Origin of the sequence: Ilumatobacter sp. (assembly GCF_965215205.1) — a bacterium.
In the GTDB taxonomy this organism is placed as follows: domain Bacteria; phylum Actinomycetota; class Acidimicrobiia; order Acidimicrobiales; family Ilumatobacteraceae; genus Ilumatobacter_A.
In genome coordinates, this window is record NZ_OZ244049.1 from 2244000 (window position 1) to 2260455 (window position 16456).

Annotated in this window: 19 protein-coding genes; 4 read left to right on the forward strand and 15 right to left on the reverse strand. The window is 73.0% G+C overall.

All coding sequences use genetic code 11. From position 1 onward, the window contains the following. Positions 1-8: 8 nt before the first annotated feature. Positions 9-788, forward strand: a complete 780-nt coding sequence (locus ACOOHC_RS10570; RefSeq protein ID WP_420450367.1) for an alpha/beta fold hydrolase — start codon at positions 9-11, stop codon at positions 786-788. A 443-nt stretch (positions 789-1231) separates the two neighbouring features. Here the strand turns inward: ACOOHC_RS10570 and ACOOHC_RS10575 are convergent, their stop codons facing one another. The 7 genes from ACOOHC_RS10575 to infC all read right to left on the reverse strand — a co-directional run bounded on the left by ACOOHC_RS10575 (position 1232) and on the right by infC (position 7444). Further along, positions 1232-1624: an ACT domain-containing protein gene (locus ACOOHC_RS10575; protein WP_420450368.1), complete on the reverse strand. Its 393-nt coding sequence runs from the start codon at positions 1622-1624 to the stop codon at positions 1232-1234. A 9-nt stretch (positions 1625-1633) separates the two neighbouring features. After that, positions 1634-3997: a phenylalanine--tRNA ligase subunit beta gene (gene pheT / locus ACOOHC_RS10580; RefSeq protein WP_420450369.1), complete on the reverse strand. Its 2364-nt coding sequence runs from the start codon at positions 3995-3997 to the stop codon at positions 1634-1636. Continuing rightward, entirely contained in the window at positions 3994-5010 is a 1017-nt protein-coding gene (gene pheS, locus ACOOHC_RS10585; protein ID WP_420450370.1) for a phenylalanine--tRNA ligase subunit alpha, read from the reverse strand. The genes pheT and pheS overlap by 4 nt, the downstream gene beginning before the upstream one ends. A gap of 228 nt (positions 5011-5238) precedes the next feature. Continuing rightward, positions 5239-6099, reverse strand: coding sequence for a TrmH family RNA methyltransferase (locus ACOOHC_RS10590; RefSeq protein WP_420450371.1), 861 nt, complete (start codon positions 6097-6099; stop codon positions 5239-5241). 150 nt (positions 6100-6249) lie between these two features. Further along, positions 6250-6603 (reverse strand): 50S ribosomal protein L20, encoded by a 354-nt coding sequence (gene rplT / locus ACOOHC_RS10595; protein ID WP_420450372.1) that lies wholly within the window; start codon positions 6601-6603, stop codon positions 6250-6252. 18 nt (positions 6604-6621) lie between these two features. Further along, positions 6622-6819, reverse strand: coding sequence for a 50S ribosomal protein L35 (gene rpmI, locus ACOOHC_RS10600; RefSeq protein WP_420450373.1), 198 nt, complete (start codon positions 6817-6819; stop codon positions 6622-6624). Between the two features lies 1 nt (position 6820). Next, complete coding sequence (gene infC, locus ACOOHC_RS10605; protein WP_420453790.1) at positions 6821-7444, reverse strand: translation initiation factor IF-3; 624 nt, start codon at positions 7442-7444, stop codon at positions 6821-6823. A 231-nt stretch (positions 7445-7675) separates the two neighbouring features. Here infC and ACOOHC_RS10610 point away from each other — a divergent pair, with 231 nt between their 5' ends. Continuing rightward, a complete protein-coding gene (locus ACOOHC_RS10610; RefSeq protein ID WP_420450374.1) occupies positions 7676-8131 on the forward strand; it encodes a hypothetical protein in 456 nt (151 codons plus the stop codon). 79 nt (positions 8132-8210) lie between these two features. Here the strand turns inward: ACOOHC_RS10610 and ACOOHC_RS10615 are convergent, their stop codons facing one another. The 7 genes from ACOOHC_RS10615 to def all read right to left on the reverse strand — a co-directional run bounded on the left by ACOOHC_RS10615 (position 8211) and on the right by def (position 13053). Beyond that, positions 8211-8528, reverse strand: a complete 318-nt coding sequence (locus ACOOHC_RS10615) for an MGMT family protein (RefSeq protein WP_420450375.1) — start codon at positions 8526-8528, stop codon at positions 8211-8213. Next, a complete protein-coding gene (locus ACOOHC_RS10620) occupies positions 8525-8743 on the reverse strand; it encodes a cold shock domain-containing protein (protein WP_420450376.1) in 219 nt (72 codons plus the stop codon). The genes ACOOHC_RS10615 and ACOOHC_RS10620 overlap by 4 nt, the downstream gene beginning before the upstream one ends. Next, a complete protein-coding gene (hisG, locus tag ACOOHC_RS10625; RefSeq protein ID WP_420450377.1) occupies positions 8740-9612 on the reverse strand; it encodes an ATP phosphoribosyltransferase in 873 nt (290 codons plus the stop codon). The genes ACOOHC_RS10620 and hisG overlap by 4 nt, the downstream gene beginning before the upstream one ends. An 89-nt stretch (positions 9613-9701) precedes the next feature. Then, positions 9702-10208 carry a MogA/MoaB family molybdenum cofactor biosynthesis protein gene (locus tag ACOOHC_RS10630; RefSeq protein ID WP_420450378.1) on the reverse strand — a complete coding sequence of 169 codons (507 nt, stop codon included), beginning with the start codon at positions 10206-10208 and terminating at the stop codon, positions 9702-9704. Beyond that, positions 10205-11308 carry a transcription antitermination factor NusB gene (locus tag ACOOHC_RS10635; protein WP_420450379.1) on the reverse strand — a complete coding sequence of 368 codons (1104 nt, stop codon included), beginning with the start codon at positions 11306-11308 and terminating at the stop codon, positions 10205-10207. The genes ACOOHC_RS10630 and ACOOHC_RS10635 overlap by 4 nt, the downstream gene beginning before the upstream one ends. Positions 11309-11646: 338 nt before the next feature. Then, positions 11647-12468, reverse strand: a complete 822-nt coding sequence (locus ACOOHC_RS10640; protein ID WP_420450380.1) for a methionyl-tRNA formyltransferase — start codon at positions 12466-12468, stop codon at positions 11647-11649. Beyond that, entirely contained in the window at positions 12469-13053 is a 585-nt protein-coding gene (def, locus tag ACOOHC_RS10645) for a peptide deformylase (protein ID WP_420450381.1), read from the reverse strand. It abuts the gene before it with no gap. Between def and ACOOHC_RS10650 the strand changes: the two genes are divergently transcribed. Then, positions 13037-13663, forward strand: a complete 627-nt coding sequence (locus tag ACOOHC_RS10650; RefSeq protein ID WP_420450382.1) for a class I SAM-dependent methyltransferase — start codon at positions 13037-13039, stop codon at positions 13661-13663. The genes def and ACOOHC_RS10650 overlap by 17 nt on opposite strands. Positions 13664-13711: 48 nt before the next feature. On the opposite strand, the gene ACOOHC_RS10655 is transcribed toward ACOOHC_RS10650, so the two are convergent. Then, entirely contained in the window at positions 13712-15622 is a 1911-nt protein-coding gene (locus tag ACOOHC_RS10655) for a HelD family protein (RefSeq protein ID WP_420450383.1), read from the reverse strand. Between the two features lie 21 nt (positions 15623-15643). Between ACOOHC_RS10655 and ACOOHC_RS10660 the strand changes: the two genes are divergently transcribed. Continuing rightward, positions 15644-16438, forward strand: coding sequence for an alpha/beta fold hydrolase (locus ACOOHC_RS10660; RefSeq protein ID WP_420450384.1), 795 nt, complete (start codon positions 15644-15646; stop codon positions 16436-16438). Positions 16439-16456: the final 18 nt, after the last annotated feature.

Sequence of the window (16456 nt, forward strand, 5' to 3'; positions counted from 1 at the left end):
TGTGGATCGTGCACGTCGTTCGTGAAGGCCAGGGACGGCCGCTGGTGCTGGTGCACGGCCTCGGATCGGACTCGGGGTCGTGGCGCCCGGTCGCGGATCTCCTGGTCGCGGAGCGCGAGGTCGTCGCCGTGGACCTCCCGGGCCACGGCGACACACCGCCCCTCGAGGTCAACACCATCGCCACCTTCGCGGACGCACTCGGCGAGTTCCTCACCGACTCCGGGCTGACCGACGCGGATCTGGTCGGCAGCTCCGTCGGCGCCCGCCTCGTGCTCGAGCTGGCCAGGCGGGGCCACGGCGGGGCGGTCGTCGCGCTCGACCCCGGCGGGTTCTGGTCGAACGCCGGCGCCCGCTACGTGGGATGGACGCTGGGTACGAGCGTCCGCGCCGTCGGCGCTCTGGACCGCTTCCTTCCCACCCTCACATCCAACCCCGTGACCAGGTCAGCCCTGCTGGTGCAGCTGTCGGCACGGCCGTGGCGCCTGAGCCACGAGTTCGCCCTGGCCGAGTTGCGCAAGTTCGCCGGCACCTCGGTGTTCGCCGAGGTGCTGCACGACCTCGTCCACGGGCCACGTCAGGGCGGGATGCCCGCCGGCACGGCCGCGAACCGGATGATGATCGCCTGGGGAGGGCGGGACCGGGTCACCCCTCCCCGCCGACAGGCCGAACGGGCGCGGTCGGCGTTCCCCGACGCCGACTTCCACCTCTTCGGTCGCAGCGGCCACTTCCCCCTCTGGGACGAGCCGGTGGCGACAGCCGAGCTCATCTCGTCCGTGACCGGGCGCTGAGCGCCGTGCGCCCGGTGTCGCCCACGCTCGAGGAGGCTGGAACGTACGGACGCGGAGGCCGGCTCGAGGGCGCGCACATCGGCGTCAGCCGGTCGGCTTGGGATCCGCTCGGCGACCGGCAGACCTGAGCACTCGCGATCGTCGCGGCGACCGGCCGTTCGCGCCTCGACCCGCTCCGCCGTGGCCGCCGCCCTCGACACCGCCCACACCACCCCCCGCCCACATCGACGCCATCACCCGAGGAGGGCGCCCTGGCCCGCGGTCTCCACGTCTCCGAGTCGGCACCCGCGCCCGGAACGAGCGCACCTCGGACGGCACCGCCGTGTTCGTGCCCACACCGACGTCGCAGCCACGTGGACGGGATCCTCGCAACGCCGCGACGTCGATCGCGGAGCGGCTCACCGAGGCTCCACCCGTCGGATCGAGCGCGCGCGAGCCGATCGTCAGCGCTCGCGGAGAGCGGCGATCGCGTCGCCGGCACGAGCGACCGGCACGAGGAGGTGATCGTGGCGGTACCCGGCGAGAACGTTGCACGAGATCCCGGCCCGGGTGAGTCGATCGCTGACCGCGGCGGTCAGCCCGACCGCCTCCAGGCTGGAGTTCACGGTCAACGTCAACCACGCCAGCTCGACCACGATCTCGAACCCCGCCTCGCGAGCCTCGTCGACCCTCACCACGAGCGTGGTCGACGACCCCTCGTCGACGACGGCAGCAGCCCGAGCGAGCTGGTCGGGCGACGGCGACTCGACCTCGACGTAGGTGTACGCGTCGGCTCGCCGCTCCACGTCGAGCGACGCGAGCATCACGTCGAGGTCCGTCTCACCGGGTGCGACCACGACCCGTGCTCAGCCCCGCAGCTCGGCGCCCAGCCGGGTCGCTGCGGCCTCGACCGACCGCCGCACGTCGGCGACGTCGGCCTCGGTGAGGTTGCGATCGTCGGCCTGCAGGCGCAGCCGGTACCCGAGCGAGCGCGTCCCGGACGTCCGGTCCGACCGGTACACGTCGAACAGGCGCAGGTCGACGAGGTGGCGCCCGGCGCCCTGGCGGATCGCCTTCTCCAGCTTCTCCGCGGTCACCGCGTCGTCCAGTCGGAACGACAGGTCGAGATCGCTCGACGGGTACCGGCTGGTCGGCCTCCACTGCGCGGGCTTGGGCTCGCGGGCGAGGAACTGGTCGAGGTCGACCTCGAGGATGGCGACCCGTGCGGCGACGTCGAACGCCTCGAGCACCTCCGGCGCCACCTCGCCGACCGCTCCCAGCCCATCCCTGCCCGCCTGGAGGGTCGCGGAGCGGGTCGGGTGGAGACCGGGCGGCACCCGGTCCTGGGCGATGCGCGCACCACCGCCGAGCGCCGAGGTGAGCTCTCGCCACACCCCCATCGCCGCGGGTGCCTCCTCCCCCGCCAGCACGACGGTCAACGCCTCGTGCTCGGCCGGGAGCACGCCGTCACCGGGCGGGTAGACGTGGCCGATCTCGAACAGGCGCGCACCGGTGCGACGGTGCGACTCGTTGAACGAGATCGCACGCAGCAGCCCGGGGCGCAACGAGGTGCGCAGCACGCTCTCGTCGGCCACCAGCGGGTTCGTGATCGCGATGGCCTCGCCCGCCAACCCGGCGCGCTCGAGGGTGTCGGGGGCGAGGAACGGGTTCGGCATCGCCTCGGAGATCCCGAGCCCGAGCAGCACCTGGCGCAGGAGGCGTCGACGCTGCTGGCGGACGGTGAGCCCACCGGTGCCGGGCGAGGTCGGTACGGAGCGCCCGATGCGGTCGTAGCCGTGGTGGCGGGCGATCTCCTCGATCACGTCGATCTCGGCCGTCGAATCGGGCCGCCAGCTCGGCAGCGCGACGTCTCGGACGTCACCGGTGCCCGACACCGTGAACCCGATCGGCTCGAGCAGGCGGGGCAGGTCGTCCGCGACCATCTCGGTGCCGAGGATCCGGTTGACGTTCGCGAGGCGCACCTCGACGGTGCGCTCCTGAGCGGGGAGGTGATCGCTGCGTTCGTCGACCGCGCCCTCGTGGACGACCAGGTCGGGGCAGGTCTCGGCGAGCAGCTCGGCGAACCGGGCGACCGCGTCGGGAACGCCGTACGGGTCGACGCCGCGCTCGAAGCGCTGCGAGGCCTCGGAGCGCAGACCGGTGCGCACCACCGTGCGTCCGATCCCGACCGGCTCGAACCAGGCCACCTCGAGCGCCACCGTGGTCGTCTCGTCGGAGATCTCCGAGTCCAGCCCGCCCATCACCCCGCCGACGCCGACCGGGGCATCGGCGGCGTCGCAGATCAGCAGGTCGTCGGTGTCGAACGCGCGGTCCTCGCCGTCGAGGGTCGTCAGGCGCTCACCGGGGCGCGCGACGCGGACGCGGAACCCCCCGCCCCCGAGCGCGTCGAGGTCGTAGGCGTGGTTCGGCTGGTTCAGCTCGAGCATGACGTGGTTGCTGACGTCCACGACGTTGCTGATCGGGCGCATCCCCGCCGCCGCCAGCCGACGCTGCATCCACTCCGCTCCCGGCCCCACGCGCACCCCCGACAGCACCGTCGAGGTGAATCGGGCGCAGCGGTCACCGTCGACGAGGTCGACGGGAGCCGAGCGAGGCTCACCCGTCGCCGGGAACGACGGCGTGGGCGGTCGGAACTCGACCCCCATCCGTGCGGCGAGGTCCCGGGCGACGCCGACGTAGCCCCAGCAGTCGGGTCGGTTGCGCGTCACGTCGCAGTCGATCAGCACGTCGGGGGTGATGCCCAGCGCCGTCCCGTAGGGCACCCCGAGCGGGGCGTCGACGGGGAGGATGCGGATGCCCGAGTGGTCGTCGCCGAGGCCGAGCTCGGACGCCGAGCACAGCATCCCCTCCGAGTCGATCCCGAGGATCCCCCGACGTTCGATCGTCATCCCGCTGGGCATCGTCGTGCCCAACGTGGCCAGGGGGACCAGGTCGCCCTCGGAGATGTTGTCCGCCCCGCACCACACGTGGAGCTCCGCCCCGTCACCCGCATCGACGTGGACGCGCTGCACCTTGGCCGCGTCCGGGTGCGACTCGAGCCGGAGGATCCTCGCGGTGACCACGCCCTCGACGGTGTCGCCGACCGGCTCGATCGACTCGACCTCGAGGCCGAGGGCGGTCAGCTCGGCGGCGACGCGCGCCACGGCGTCCGGGTCGGTGGGGTCACCGAAGTCGCCGTACTCGTTCAGCCACGACAGCAGGAGCTTCACGAGAACTGCTCCGTGAAGCGGAGGTCGTCGGCGAACATCTCGCGGATGTCGGCGACCCCGTGGCGCATGATCGCCATCCGGTCGATGCCGAAGCCGAACGCGAACCCGCTCCACTCCTCGGGATCGACGCCGCCGGCGCGCAGCACGTTCGGGTGGACCATCCCGCACCCACCGAGCTCGATCCACGACCCGTCGGGCCGCTGAATGTCGAACTCGGCCGACGGCTCGGTGAACGGGAAGTAGCTGGGCCGCAGCCGCGATTCCCACCCCCGGCCGAAGAACGACTTGGTGAACGCGTCGATCGTCCCGGCGAGGTCGGCCATCGAGATCCCCCGATCCACGACGAGGCCCTCGATCTGGTGGAACACGGGCATGTGGGTGGCGTCGGGGGTGTCTCGACGGAAGACGCGACCGGGTGCGACGATGCGGATGGGCGGGTCCTGCTCGAGCATCGTGCGGATCTGCACCGGGGACGTGTGGGTGCGCAGCAGGGTCGAGCCGACGCTGCCACCGGGCGCGACGTGGTCGACGAACAAGGTGTCGAACTCCCCGCGCGCCGGGTGCCCCTCCCCCATGTTGAGCGCTTCGAAGTTGTGCCAGTCGGTCTCGACCTCGGGGCCCTCGGCGACGCGGAACCCCATGCCGACGAAGACGTCCTCCAGCCGCTCCCACGCCTGGGTGACCAGGTGGGCGCGCCCACGTGCGGGTGCGACGACGTGCTCGGTGAGGTCGAGTCGCTCGGACTCGACGAGCCGGGCGGTGGCCTCACGTGCGAGCTCGGTCCGCCGGTCGGCCAGGGCGACCTCGACGGCGGCGATCGCCTCGTTGATCGCGGCGCCGGCCGACCTGCGGTCCTCGATCGAGTCGAGCGAGCCGAGGCCCTTCTTGAGCCCGGCGAGCCGGCCCTTCCTGCCGGCGTGGCGGGCCGATGCGGCCGCGACGTCGTCGAGGGCGCAGGCAGCGGCGATGTCGGCGAGCGCCGCGTCGCGTGCGGCGGTGATGTCGGAGATCAACGGGGGTCCTTTCCGGGCGGGCGGTGCGATGGTGTCGGTTCGACCCCGGTCTGATGCAGGACGTGACGCAGGAGCGATCGTTCCCCGGATCAGCCGGGGGACGGAAATCGCTGCGACCGCGTGCTCACGGCGAGGAGCGTACCGCGCGACACCCCGGCGCCCCACGACCTTCCCGTCGCACCGCGGTCGCGGGCCGTGCGGCGGACCCGGCGACGGCGCGGCGACGCGTCAGCGCCCGTCGTCGCGCTGTCGGGCCGCCTCGAACACCAGCACCGTGGCGGCCATCGCGACGTTCAGCGACTCGCTGCGCCCGCGGTGCGGGATCGTCAGCCATCGCTCGATCGACGCGGCCACGGTGTCGTCGCCGCCACCCGGATCGAGCCCTGCCCCTCCGATCGCTCCATCCCCACCGCCCCCGTCACCGGCTCCGCCCCCACCACCGACGGCGCCGTCCAACCCGGCCGCCTCGTTGCCGAGGACGATCGCGATCCGACCGGTCAGATCCGCGTCCACGTGGGTCGTCACGACCCGACCCGGCGACTCGTGGCTGCTCGTCCCGAACGTGACGAGCCCGGCTGCGGCCACCTCCTCGACGGTGGCCGAGACGACCGGGACGTGCAGGATCGCACCGGCCGACGAGCGGACGACCTTCGGGTTGAACGCGTCGACCGATCCCGGCGTGAGGACGATGGCATCCGCACCGGCCGCCTCGGCGGAGCGCAGCACGGTGCCCAGGTTCCCCGGGTCCGCGATCCGGTCGAGGACGACGACGAACGCCGCACCGGCCAGCAGGTCGTCGGCGACCGCCGGCATCTCGACCACGGTCAGCGGCGAGCGCGGCGACGTGGTCGGGGCGACCCGCTCGAACACCCCGGCCGCCAGCTCGTGGACCGCCCCGGCACCGTCGACCTGGGAACCGCTGGCCTCCGGGACGAACTGCATGACGCATCGAGCGCCGGACGCCACGGCCTCCGCCGTCGCCACCGGGCCCTCGACGACGAAGCGCCGCTGCTCGTGGCGGACCGCGCGCTTCGACAGCAGAGAGCGCAGCTCGCGCACCGTCGGGTTCGACATCGCCAGCGCCGCCATGGGAAGCACCGTACCGATCGGGACCGGGGCGACCGGGCGTGGACGTGACGACCCGCAGGGGAGGCCCCCCGGGGAACGACGACGGGCCGCACCCGTGGGTGCGGCCCGTCGTGGAGTCCTCTCGGCGGCGTCGTGCGCCGGCGACGGTCGCTACAGCGACGCCTTCGCCTTCTCGACGAGGGTCGCGAACGCCTTGGTGTCGGTGACCGCGAGGTCGGCGAGGATCTTGCGGTCCACCTCGATGCCCGCTGCGTTCATCCCGGCGATGAAGCGGCTGTAGCTCATGTCGTTCTCCCGGCAGGCCGCGTTGATCCGCTGGATCCACAGCCGCCGCATCTCCCCCTTGCGGGCGCGACGGTCGCGGAAGGCGTACTGCCCCGACCGCATGACCTGCTCGTTGGCCGCGCGGTACGAGCGGCTCTTGTTGCCGTAGTACCCCTTGGCCTGCTTCAGGACCTTCTTGTGGCGGTTCGTCTTGGTGACGCCGCGCTTGACTCGTGCCATCGTCTTCCTCCTGTGGGCTCAGCGCTCGGCGAGGAGGCGCTTGATCTTCTTCGCGTCGCCGGGGTGCACGTCGGCGTCGCGCTCGAGGCGGCGCAGGCGTCGCGACGACTTCTTCTCGAACAGGTGCTGGTTGTTCGCCTGCTCGCGGCGCAGCTTGCCGGCCCCGGTCTTCTTGAACCGCTTGGCCGCGGTCTTGGACGTCTTCATCTTCGGCATGTCATTCTCCTCCTGCTCCTGCGGCCCCGTCGTCGGCGCCGTCGGCTTCGTCTCGCGCCTTCTCGGCGGCCTTCCTGATGGCCTCCTGGGCCTGCTTGTCCGGTGAGAGCACCATCGACATCGAGCGACCCTCGAGGCGGGAGCGGCTGTCGAGCTTGGCGGCCGGACCGACCGCCTCGATCACGTCGTCGAGGATCTTGGCGCCCAGCTCGGGGTGGGCCATCTCCCGCCCACGGAACTGCAGGGTGACCTTCACCTTGTGACCGTCGTCGATGAAGCGGATGACGTTGCGCGTCTTGGTGTCGAAGTCGCCCTTGCCGATCTTCGGGCGGTACTTGACCTCCTTGACCGAGACGTTGGTCGACCGCTTGCGGGCCTCCTTGGCCTTCTGGTCCTCCTCGTACTTGAACTTGCCGTAGTCCATGATGCGGCACACCGGCGGGTTCGCCTGTGCCGCGACTTCGACGAGATCGAGGTCGAGCCCTCGGGCCATCCGCAGCGCCTCGGGGACCGGTTTGATCCCGAGTTGGTCGCCGTCGGGCCCGATGAGTCGGACCTCACGGCTGCGGATGCGGTCGTTGATGCGGTGCTGATCGCCACGCGGTTCTGGTCGTCGCGGTGCTATGAGACTTCGCTCCTGTGCAAGTGGGCCTCCCCATGTGGTGGACGTTGGTGCTCGACGCGAAGTCCGCGGAGCGACCAGATCCTGGCCCCAGCCTCAGTACCCGCGACACCCGATCGTGTGCAGGTGGGGATCTCTCCCACTTCGCCTCAGTTGTGCCCGACCACGCTATCGCACCCGGTCGGCGAAACCACGTGGCCGGGCCGGGGGCACGGCGTCGCTAGCCTCGCCCCCGTGAGCGACGACAGCACCCGACCGGGAGACCCGGCCACCAGCGGTCCGGGGGGCGACGACACGAGCCCGTTCGAGATCCCGGGCCTGGACGACCTGCAGGCCCAGTTCGAGCAGCTGTCCCCGGAGGAGCAGCAGGAGGTCGTCGAGGCCCAGCGGGCGATGGAGGAGTCGCGGGCGCGGCTCGCCTCCGTCCCCGCCGAGGTCGTCGTGACCAACCACGTGATGGGCCTCTACGAGCTCGGAGCGATCCACCTCTCGGCGGATCCTCCCGATCTGCCCCAGGCCGCCCTCGCGATCGACGCGCTCGCCTGCCTGGTCGACGGGCTCGGAGACCGGCTCGGCCCGGAGACCCCGACGATGCAGGACGCGCTGAACAACATCCGCCTCGCGTTCGTCCAGATCAAGGGGCAGACGGCGGGCGCACCGGGCGGCGACGTCCCGCCGACCGGCGGCTGACGACGATCCGCCTGCCCCGGCGGGACCACGGCCGCTCCCCGACCGGCCACCGTCGCGTTCGCCTCGGACGGGCGACGGGTCAGGAGTCGATCCGGGCGAAGCGGCCGATCGGAGCGTCGAGCACCCGCCCGCCGGTGACCAGCACCCCCTCCGCAGCGAGCAGCTCGGCCTGGCGGGCCGGGTTCGCCGTGCGGATGCGTCCCTGGGCGTTCACCACCCTCCACCACGGCACCTCGTGGTTCGTGACCGACAGGATCCGCCCGACGAGGCGCGACTGGCGCGGGTACCCGGCGACCTCGGCGACGTCGCCGTAGGTGGTCACCTCCCCCTCCGCGAGCGCCATCAGCACGTCGACGATCCGACGCTCGCGGACCGCGCGATCGTCACCTGCGCTCACGTGGTGAGGTGCGCCGCCTCGTAGCGACCGAACTTCGCCAGCAGGTCGAACGAGACCGCCGCGCCCACCTCGACCTCGCGCGACCCATCCGCGATCTCGACGCAGTGGAACGCGTACCGGGATCCGTCGGCGGCCTCGACGACGCCGAGGCCCGAGCCGGCGTCGAACTCGGCGACCGTGCCCCGGCGTCGTCGTGCGCGCCCGAGCTCGGTCACGGCACGATCTTCGAGATCGGCATCTCGAGCAGATCGGTCGCGCCGGCCTCGCGCAGGGCGGGGATGACCAGGTTGATCGTCCGCTTCTCGACGACCGACTCGACGGCGTACCCGCCGCCGGCGAGCTCGGAGATCGTCGGCGACTTCATCGACGGGAGGACCTCGAGCACGGCGGCCTTGCGCTCCTCGGCGACGTTGAGCTTCAGCAGGACCCTGCCGCGGGCGTCGAGCACGCCGTTGAGCAGGGTCATCACCTGGTCCATCGCCTTGCGCTTGTCGGGGTCGGCGAACGCCGTCGGGTTCGCGACGACCTCGGTGTAGCTGGTGAGGATGGTGTCGATCACCTTCAGCCCGGCAGCGCGCAGCGCACGCCCGGTCTCGGTGATCTCGACGACGCAGTCGGCGATGTCGGGGATCTTGGCCTCGGTCGCGCCGTAGGACAGCCGGATGTCGGCGGCGACGCCGCGGTCGGCGAAGAAGCGGCGCGTGGACTCGAGGTACTCGGTCTGGACGCGCACGCCGTCGGGGAGGTCCTCGACCGATTCGGCGGGCGAGTCGCCGGCGACGGCCACCACCATCCGGATCGGCCGCGTCGTGTTCTTCGAGTAGGCGAGCTCGCCCAGGCTCTCCACCACGCTGCCGGTCTCCTCCACCCAGTCACGGCCCGTGATCCCGATGTCGAAGAGGCCCTCCGACACGTAGGTCGGGATCTCCTGGGGACGCAGGATGCGCACCGATTCGATCCGGGGATCGTCGATCGTCGCCTGGTAGTCGACCGACGAGCTCCGAAGGACGGGGAGATCCGCGGCCTCGAACAGCTCGAGCGTGGCTCGTTCCAACGATCCCTTCGGCAAGACCAGGCGCAGCACGTCGGCGAGGCTACCGGCGCGCTGCGTCGCGGCCCCGACGCGTTCGGGCACGCCCGCCTCGGCGTCGACGGATCCCGACCCGACGTCGGTCAGTGCGCGGCGTCGGTGTCGTGGAGCAGGCGCAGCGCGTGCGGGAGGACGTCGATCACGGCGCCGAGCTGCTCGACGCAGCCCGAGGTGCTCCCCGGGGTGTTGACCACGATCGAGCGACCGCGGACCCCGGCGACGCCGCGCGACAGCCGGCCCAGCGGGTTGCGCAGCCGCATCGCCTCGGCGATCCCGGGAGCGTCGCGCTCGATCACCCGGCGCGTCCCCTCCGGCGTCTGGTCGCGCGGCGCGAACCCCGTCCCCCCGGTCGTCACCACGAGGCCGGCGAACCCGTCGGTCATCTCGGCGAGGGCGGCCGCCACCGGATCCGCGCCGTCCTCGGTCACCCGTCGCTCGACGACCGTGAACCCGTGCTCGGTGAGGAGCTCGGCGAGCGCCTCGCCGGAGCGATCCTCGCGCGTCCCGTGGACGACCCCGTCGGAGCACGTCAGCACCTTCGCCTCCTGGGCGACCTGGTCCGGCGGTGTCTCGACCTCGTGCGTGCTCATCGCGCCCGACGGTACCGAACCATCGTCATGCCGTCGGTGTCGGCGTCCTGGGGCAGGACCCGCCACCCCTGTCGGTGGCGCGCCCAGCGTCCCGTCGGCGGGACGGCGGCATCGACCACGAACCCGTCGGGAGTCGCGTGATCGACCGATTCGGCGTCGAGCAGGGTGCACACGCTGAGCACCAGCCGGCCCCCCGGGCGCACCAGCGTCGCGGCCGACGCGAGCAGGCGCGCCTGCAGCGCGACCAGATCGTCGACGTCCGAGCGGCGGATCCTCCAGCGCGCGTCGGGCCGGCGGCGCAGCGCTCCGAGCCCGGAGCAAGGGGCGTCGAGCAGCACCGCGTCGAACGTCGCCGGCCCGAACGGCGGCGCCGCCCCGTCGGCGACGACGATGGCGACGTCGAGATCGAGTCGTCCGGCGTTCTCGGCGATCAGCCGTGCTCGTCCGGCCGAGCGGTCGGCGGCGACGACCGTCGCGCCGTGCGTCGCCACGGCGGTCGCCTTGCCTCCGGGCGCCGCGCAGACATCGAGGACGCGCTCCCCCGCCGTCGCCTCGACCGCCTCGGCGACCCAGAGCGACGCCGGGTCCTGGACGTAGCCGTCGGGGCGCTCGGTCACCGTCGGCGCCCGGTTCATCGTCTCCAGCGCGACGTCGGCGTGCGCGCCGAGGTCGGCGCGCAGCGCGTCGACGATCCAGTCCGGGTAGCTGAGGCGAGCGCCGTCCGACGGCCAAGCGACGACCGCGCCCGGGTCGGTCGCCTGCGCCGCGACGGCACGCAGCACCGCGTTCACGAACCCCCGGGTCCGTCGGGGCGCGAGCGAGACGGTCTCGGACACGGCGGCGTGGGCCGGGACGCCGGCGTAGACGAGCTGGTAGGCGCCCAGGCGCAGGATCGACCGCGTCGCGTCGTCGGGGGGCCGACTGACGAAGCGGTCGACGATCGAGTCGCACGCACGCCGCATCCGGGTCGAGCCGTAGACGAGGTCGGTCACGAAGCGGCGATCGGCGCCCGAGAGGTCGCAGGAGGCGAGCGTCGGTCCGAGCACGAGGTTCGCGTACGCCCCCTCGTCCTCGATCCGCCCGAGCACGTCGAGGGCCACCCGCCGGGCCGGGATCCCACCACGGTCCGCGGCTCCTGCGGCGGGCGGCCCGGATCGACCAGCACGGGAGCCACCACCACGCGAGCCGGCACCACGGGAGCCACCACCACGGGAGCCGGCAGCGCCGCGGCCGCTCGAACCCGAGCGACCCGGGGAGCGGTGACCCCGGCCACCGTCACCCGACGCCGCTCCGCCTGGGTCGTCGCCGCCCCGTCCGCCATCGCCCGACGCCGCGCCACCTGGGTCGCGGCCATCGCGACCGTCGGGGGAGCCCTCGCCAGCCGGGCCGCCACCGCGATCGCGATCGCTCCGGTCTCGGGCGCGACGCCGTCCTCGGCTCACAGGTCGCCGAAGAGCTCGTCGGGAGCGGGGCGTGCGCCGTTGCGCCACGCGTCGAACTCCATCGGGCCCTTGCCCTCGGGCTGGACCACGGTCGGGCGCAGCCGCCCGTCGACGAGCTCGGCGGCGACGACCTTGAGCCGCTTGCCCCGGAACGTCGTCCAGGCCCCGCCGACGCGCACCCGGCGGTGCACGTCGATCGCGCCCTCGCTCCAGTCGATCTCGAAGTCCGACTTGTCGAGCTTGGCGGCGTACACCGTCTCGCCCTCCTGGGGCTCCCCCGCGTCGATCCACTCCCCGACCGGCTCGGAGAGCACCTCGACCAGCAGCTCGGAGCCGACGGCGACCAGCTCGGCGCGCAGCTCGTCCGCCGTCGCCTCGGCGCCGATCGGGATGCGCCGACGGGCGTGGATCGCTCCGGTGTCGAGCCCCTCCTCGAGGCGCATCACGTCGACGCCCGTCTCCGCGTCGCCGGCGAGGATCGCCCGCTCCACCGGCGCCGCTCCCCGCCAGCGGGGAAGGAGCGAGAAGTGCAGGTTGACCATCGCCAGCGCGTCGAGCAGGTGCGGGCGCACGATGCGGCCGTAGGCCACGACCACACCCAGATCGGCCTCGACGCCGAGCAGGTCGTCGGGGTCGTGCGACACCTCGAGGCCGAGCTCGGCGGCGGCCCGCTTGACCGGGCTCGCCGACAGCGCGGAGCCCCGTCCACGCTTCTTGTCGGCCCGGGTGACGACGAGGACGACCTCGTGCCCGGCCTCGACGAGCGCACGCAGGGGCGGGACCGCCATCTCGGGGGTCCCGAGATAGACCAGGCGCATTCAGCTCAGTCGCAGACGGCGCCGGATCGGCTCACCGGGGCGCGAGCGCGCCCCCGTGCCCTCCTGCTCCTCGATGCGTCGGTACTCGGCGAGCGCGTCGCGGCGCTGGTCGCCCTCGAGGCGGTCGAACATGAGGACCCCGTCGAGGTGGTCGATCTCGTGCTGGAACATCCGCGCCTCGAGCTCGTCGGCCTCGATCTCGATGATCTCGCCGTCCAGGCCGACACCGCGGACCAGCACCCGCTTGGGCCGCAGCATCTCGACGTACAGGCCGGGGATCGACAGGCACCCCTCGTCGAACACCCACTCGCCGTCGCTCTCGACGACCTCGGGGTTGATGATCGCGAGCGGGTCGTCGTCGATGTCCCACACCACGACGCGCTTCTGCACGCCGATCTGGGGAGCCGCCAGCGCGATGCCGTTGCCGGAGTCCACGAGGGTGTCGAACATGTCGTCGACGAGGCGCACGACCTTGCCGTCGACGTCACGCACCGTGGCGGCTCTGCTCTTCAGCACCGGGTCGCCGTATGTCCTGATCCTGTACGACATCGATGCCAGGCTACGGGACATGTCGGAGCGCCACATGTCCCGGGGTGACGAGGCCCACTACTTCGACGACGACCCTGCGGTCCCCTCCGACCCGGTGGTCGTCGACGTGATCCTCCCCGATGCCGCGTTCACGATGGAGACCGATGCCGGGGTCTTCAGCCGGGGTCGCCTCGACGCCGGCACGTCGCTGCTGCTGCGATCCGGCGTGCCGCTCGCGACGACGGGCCACCTGCTGGACCTCGGGGCGGGATCGGGAGCGGTCGCCCTCGCGATGGCGCAGCGATCGCCGGGAGCGACCGTGTGGGCGGTCGACGTCAACGGCCGCGCCCGCGACCTGTGCCGGCGCAACGCCGAGCGCAACGGCCTCGCGAACGTGCGCGTCGCGGCCCCCGACGAGGTCCCGTCCGAGGTGGCGTTCTCGGCGCTCTGGTCGAACCCGCCGATCCGGATCGGCAAGGTGGCGCTGCACGCGCTGCTGCTCGACTGGCTCGGCCGCCTCGAGTCCGACGGCACGGCGTGCCTCGTGGTCCAGAAGCACCTCGGCGCCGACTCCCTCCAGCGCTGGCTCGCCTCGAGGGGCCACGCCACCGAGCGGATCGCGTCGAAGTCGGGGTTCCGCCTCCTCGGCGTCGCCCCCGCCCGGTGACCTGGAGAACGCCGCAGCGGCCCGCTTCGGCGTGCCACGGCGGCGCCGTCAGCCCGTCAGGACGGGCGGCGCCGGAGCGTCCGCGACCAGCGCGAGGCGCTGCACGGCACGGGTCATCGCGACGTAGAGCAGGCGCGCTCCGAGCTCGGTGTCGCCGAGGATCTCATGGGGGTTCACCACGACGACGCCGTCGAACTCGAGGCCCTTGACCTCGTGGGCGCCGAACACCGGGATCTCGTCGGCCGCGAGGTCGTGAACGTGATCGACGGCCACCAGGTCGATCGCCCCGAGCGCGACGGCGACCTGCTCGATCAGCCTCGAAGGGGCCACGACGCCGGTCAGGCGGTGGAACCGCTTCGACTCGGCCACGGCTCGGGCGGCGCGCTCGGCGAGGTCCGCGGTCGGGCCCACGTCCCACGTCGGGGGCGCGCCGCCGACGCGGGCGCTGCGGCTCTCGGTCGCGTCGACGCCGGTCGCCGGCAGGAGCCGGTTGGCGACCGTCAGGACCGCCTCGGGGACGCGGTAGCCGATGGTCAGGTCCGCGATCGTCCCGGTCGCTCCGTCGGGGCCGAGGTGCGCGAACACCCCCGACCATCGCTCCTGGCCGGCCGGGGCGGTCGACTGGGCGACGTCGCCGACGAGGGTCATCGACCCGCCCGGCGCTCGTCGACCGATCACGCGCAGGGCGACGTCGGAGTGGTCCTGGGCCTCGTCGACGACGACGTGACCGTAGGTGAACGGCGAACCGTCCAGCATCGAGCCGGCCTCGTCGACGAGGAGCTGGTCGGCGCGCGTCCACTCCCGACGCTTCCCGCGCGGGCCGGGCAGCATCGAGTCGACGAGCGTGATCGGGCGTTGCGTCGGCCACGCCCGCGTGATCGCCGACTTGAGCGGCTTGGCCGACGCCCACGCCCCCTCGTCGCCCGTCCGGCGCAGCAGCTCTCGGCGGGCGATCGCGGTGAGCCGCTCACGGCGCTGGTTGATCGGCGCCGTCCCCCCGACGGCGGTCGCGATCCACCCCGCGACCTCGTCGCGCCCGAAGACGTGGTTGCGCGCCCCGATCGGCACCACCACGTCGTCGTCGGGCGCCGTGATCCGCGACAGCGCGACCTGCTCGAGGTCGACGAGGCGCGCCGCCGAGCCCTTCCACCTCGCCGTGGCGTCGTCGTCGGCGGCGGTGACCTCGACGCGCGGGATGCACAGCTCGTCGACCGTCGCCTGGCGCACGCTGCGCTCGCCGAGTGACGGGAGCACGTTGCCGATGTAGTCGAGGAACGCCCGGTTCGGACCCACGACGAGCACTCCGTCACGGGCCAGCCGTGACCGGTGCTCGAACAGCAGGAACGCCACGCGGTGGAGGGCGACCGCGGTCTTGCCGGTGCCGGGCCCGCCCTGGACGATCAGCACCTGGTCGATCGACGATCGGATCACGACGTCCTGCTCGGCCTGGATCGTGGCGACGATCTCCCGCATCTCGCCGCTGCGCTCCGCGCCGATCTCCGCGAGCACGGGATCGGGGATCCCCGCCGCGCCCGCGGCGTCCGGATCGTCGAGGCGCTCGTCGAGGTAGGCGGTCATCCGCCCGTCGTCGAGCGTGAACCGGCGGCGGAAGTCGACGCCGAGGGGGTCGACGGCGGTCGCTCGGTAGAAGGGGGCGGCGATCGGTGCGCGCCAGTCGACCACGACGGGGTCGTGCGACTCGTCCTCGATGTGGCGACGCCCGACGTACCAGCGGCCGTCGCCGTCGTCGATGCGGCCGAAGAAGTCGCCCGCCCCCGGACCGCGCAGGTCGTCGAGCGCCTCGGCGACCGTCACCTCGATGTAGTCCGCGGTGATCTCGTCGGCCGCCCCGTCGGGATCGACGGCCTCGAGCCGGTCGATCATCCGGTCTCGACAGGCGCGCGCGTGGGCGAGCTGAGCTCGCTCGGCATCGAGATCGGGGAACAGGTCCGTGCTCACGGGACGTGCGACGCTATCGGGATGGAGATCCGTGGAGCCGAGCTGTCCGCCGACCAGGCGGGCGACCCCGACGCGCCGGTCGACGTCGTGTGGGGGCACGGGCTCACACAGAGCCGTCGCGCCGAGGACCGCCGACCCCTCGTGCGCTGGGAGCGCGTGCCGGCTCGGGTGGTCCGCTACGACGCCCGTGGGCACGGGGAGTCCGAGTCGACCGAGGCGCTGCCCGGGTACGGCTGGGGCGAGCTCGCCCGCGACCAGCTCGCCCTCGCCGACCACCTCGGGATCGGGCGCTACGTCGCCGGCGGGGCGTCGATGGGCGCGGCGACCGCGCTCCACGCCGCGGTCCTCGCCCCCGAGCGGATCCGGGCCCTCGTGCTCGCGATCCCGCCGACCGGGTGGGAGGCACGTGCCGCGCAGGCGGAGATCCACGCGGCGGGCGCGTCGACGATCGAGACCCGCGGCGTCGAGCCGGTGATCGCCGCGAACGCGACGGTGGACCCGCCCGATCCGCTGCGTGACGACCCCGACCACCGCGCCCGGGGGGCCGAGAACCTGCGCGCCTGGGACCCCGTGCGCCTCGCGCGCGCGATGCGCGGCGCATCCGGTGCGCAGCTCCCCGATCGCGAGGCGGTGGCGACCATCCGGTGCCCCGTGCTGGTGATGGGGTGGACGGGTGACGGCGCGCACCCGGTCGGCACGATCGAGGAGCTGGCGCGGCTGATCCCCCGCGCCGAGGTGCACGTCGCGTCGACCGCCGCCGATCTCGCCACCTGGACCGATCGCACGAGCGCGTTCGTCCGCGCCCTCGTCTCCTGACCGCTCGCGTCCGGCACC

Coding starts and splice junctions, on each gene's coding strand:
- ACOOHC_RS10650 (WP_420450382.1), top strand. CDS start 13,037: ATGTCGGAGCGCCACATGTCCCGGGGTGACGAGGCCCACTACTTCGAC.
- ACOOHC_RS10590 (WP_420450371.1), bottom strand. CDS start 6,099: ATGGCGGCGCTGGCGATGTCGAACCCGACGGTGCGCGAGCTGCGCTCT.
- ACOOHC_RS10640 (WP_420450380.1), bottom strand. CDS start 12,468: ATGCGCCTGGTCTATCTCGGGACCCCCGAGATGGCGGTCCCGCCCCTG.
- ACOOHC_RS10660 (WP_420450384.1), top strand. CDS start 15,644: ATGGAGATCCGTGGAGCCGAGCTGTCCGCCGACCAGGCGGGCGACCCC.
- rplT (WP_420450372.1), bottom strand. CDS start 6,603: ATGGCACGAGTCAAGCGCGGCGTCACCAAGACGAACCGCCACAAGAAG.
- rpmI (WP_420450373.1), bottom strand. CDS start 6,819: ATGCCGAAGATGAAGACGTCCAAGACCGCGGCCAAGCGGTTCAAGAAG.
- ACOOHC_RS10630 (WP_420450378.1), bottom strand. CDS start 10,208: ATGAGCACGCACGAGGTCGAGACACCGCCGGACCAGGTCGCCCAGGAG.
- def (WP_420450381.1), bottom strand. CDS start 13,053: ATGTGGCGCTCCGACATGTCCCGTAGCCTGGCATCGATGTCGTACAGG.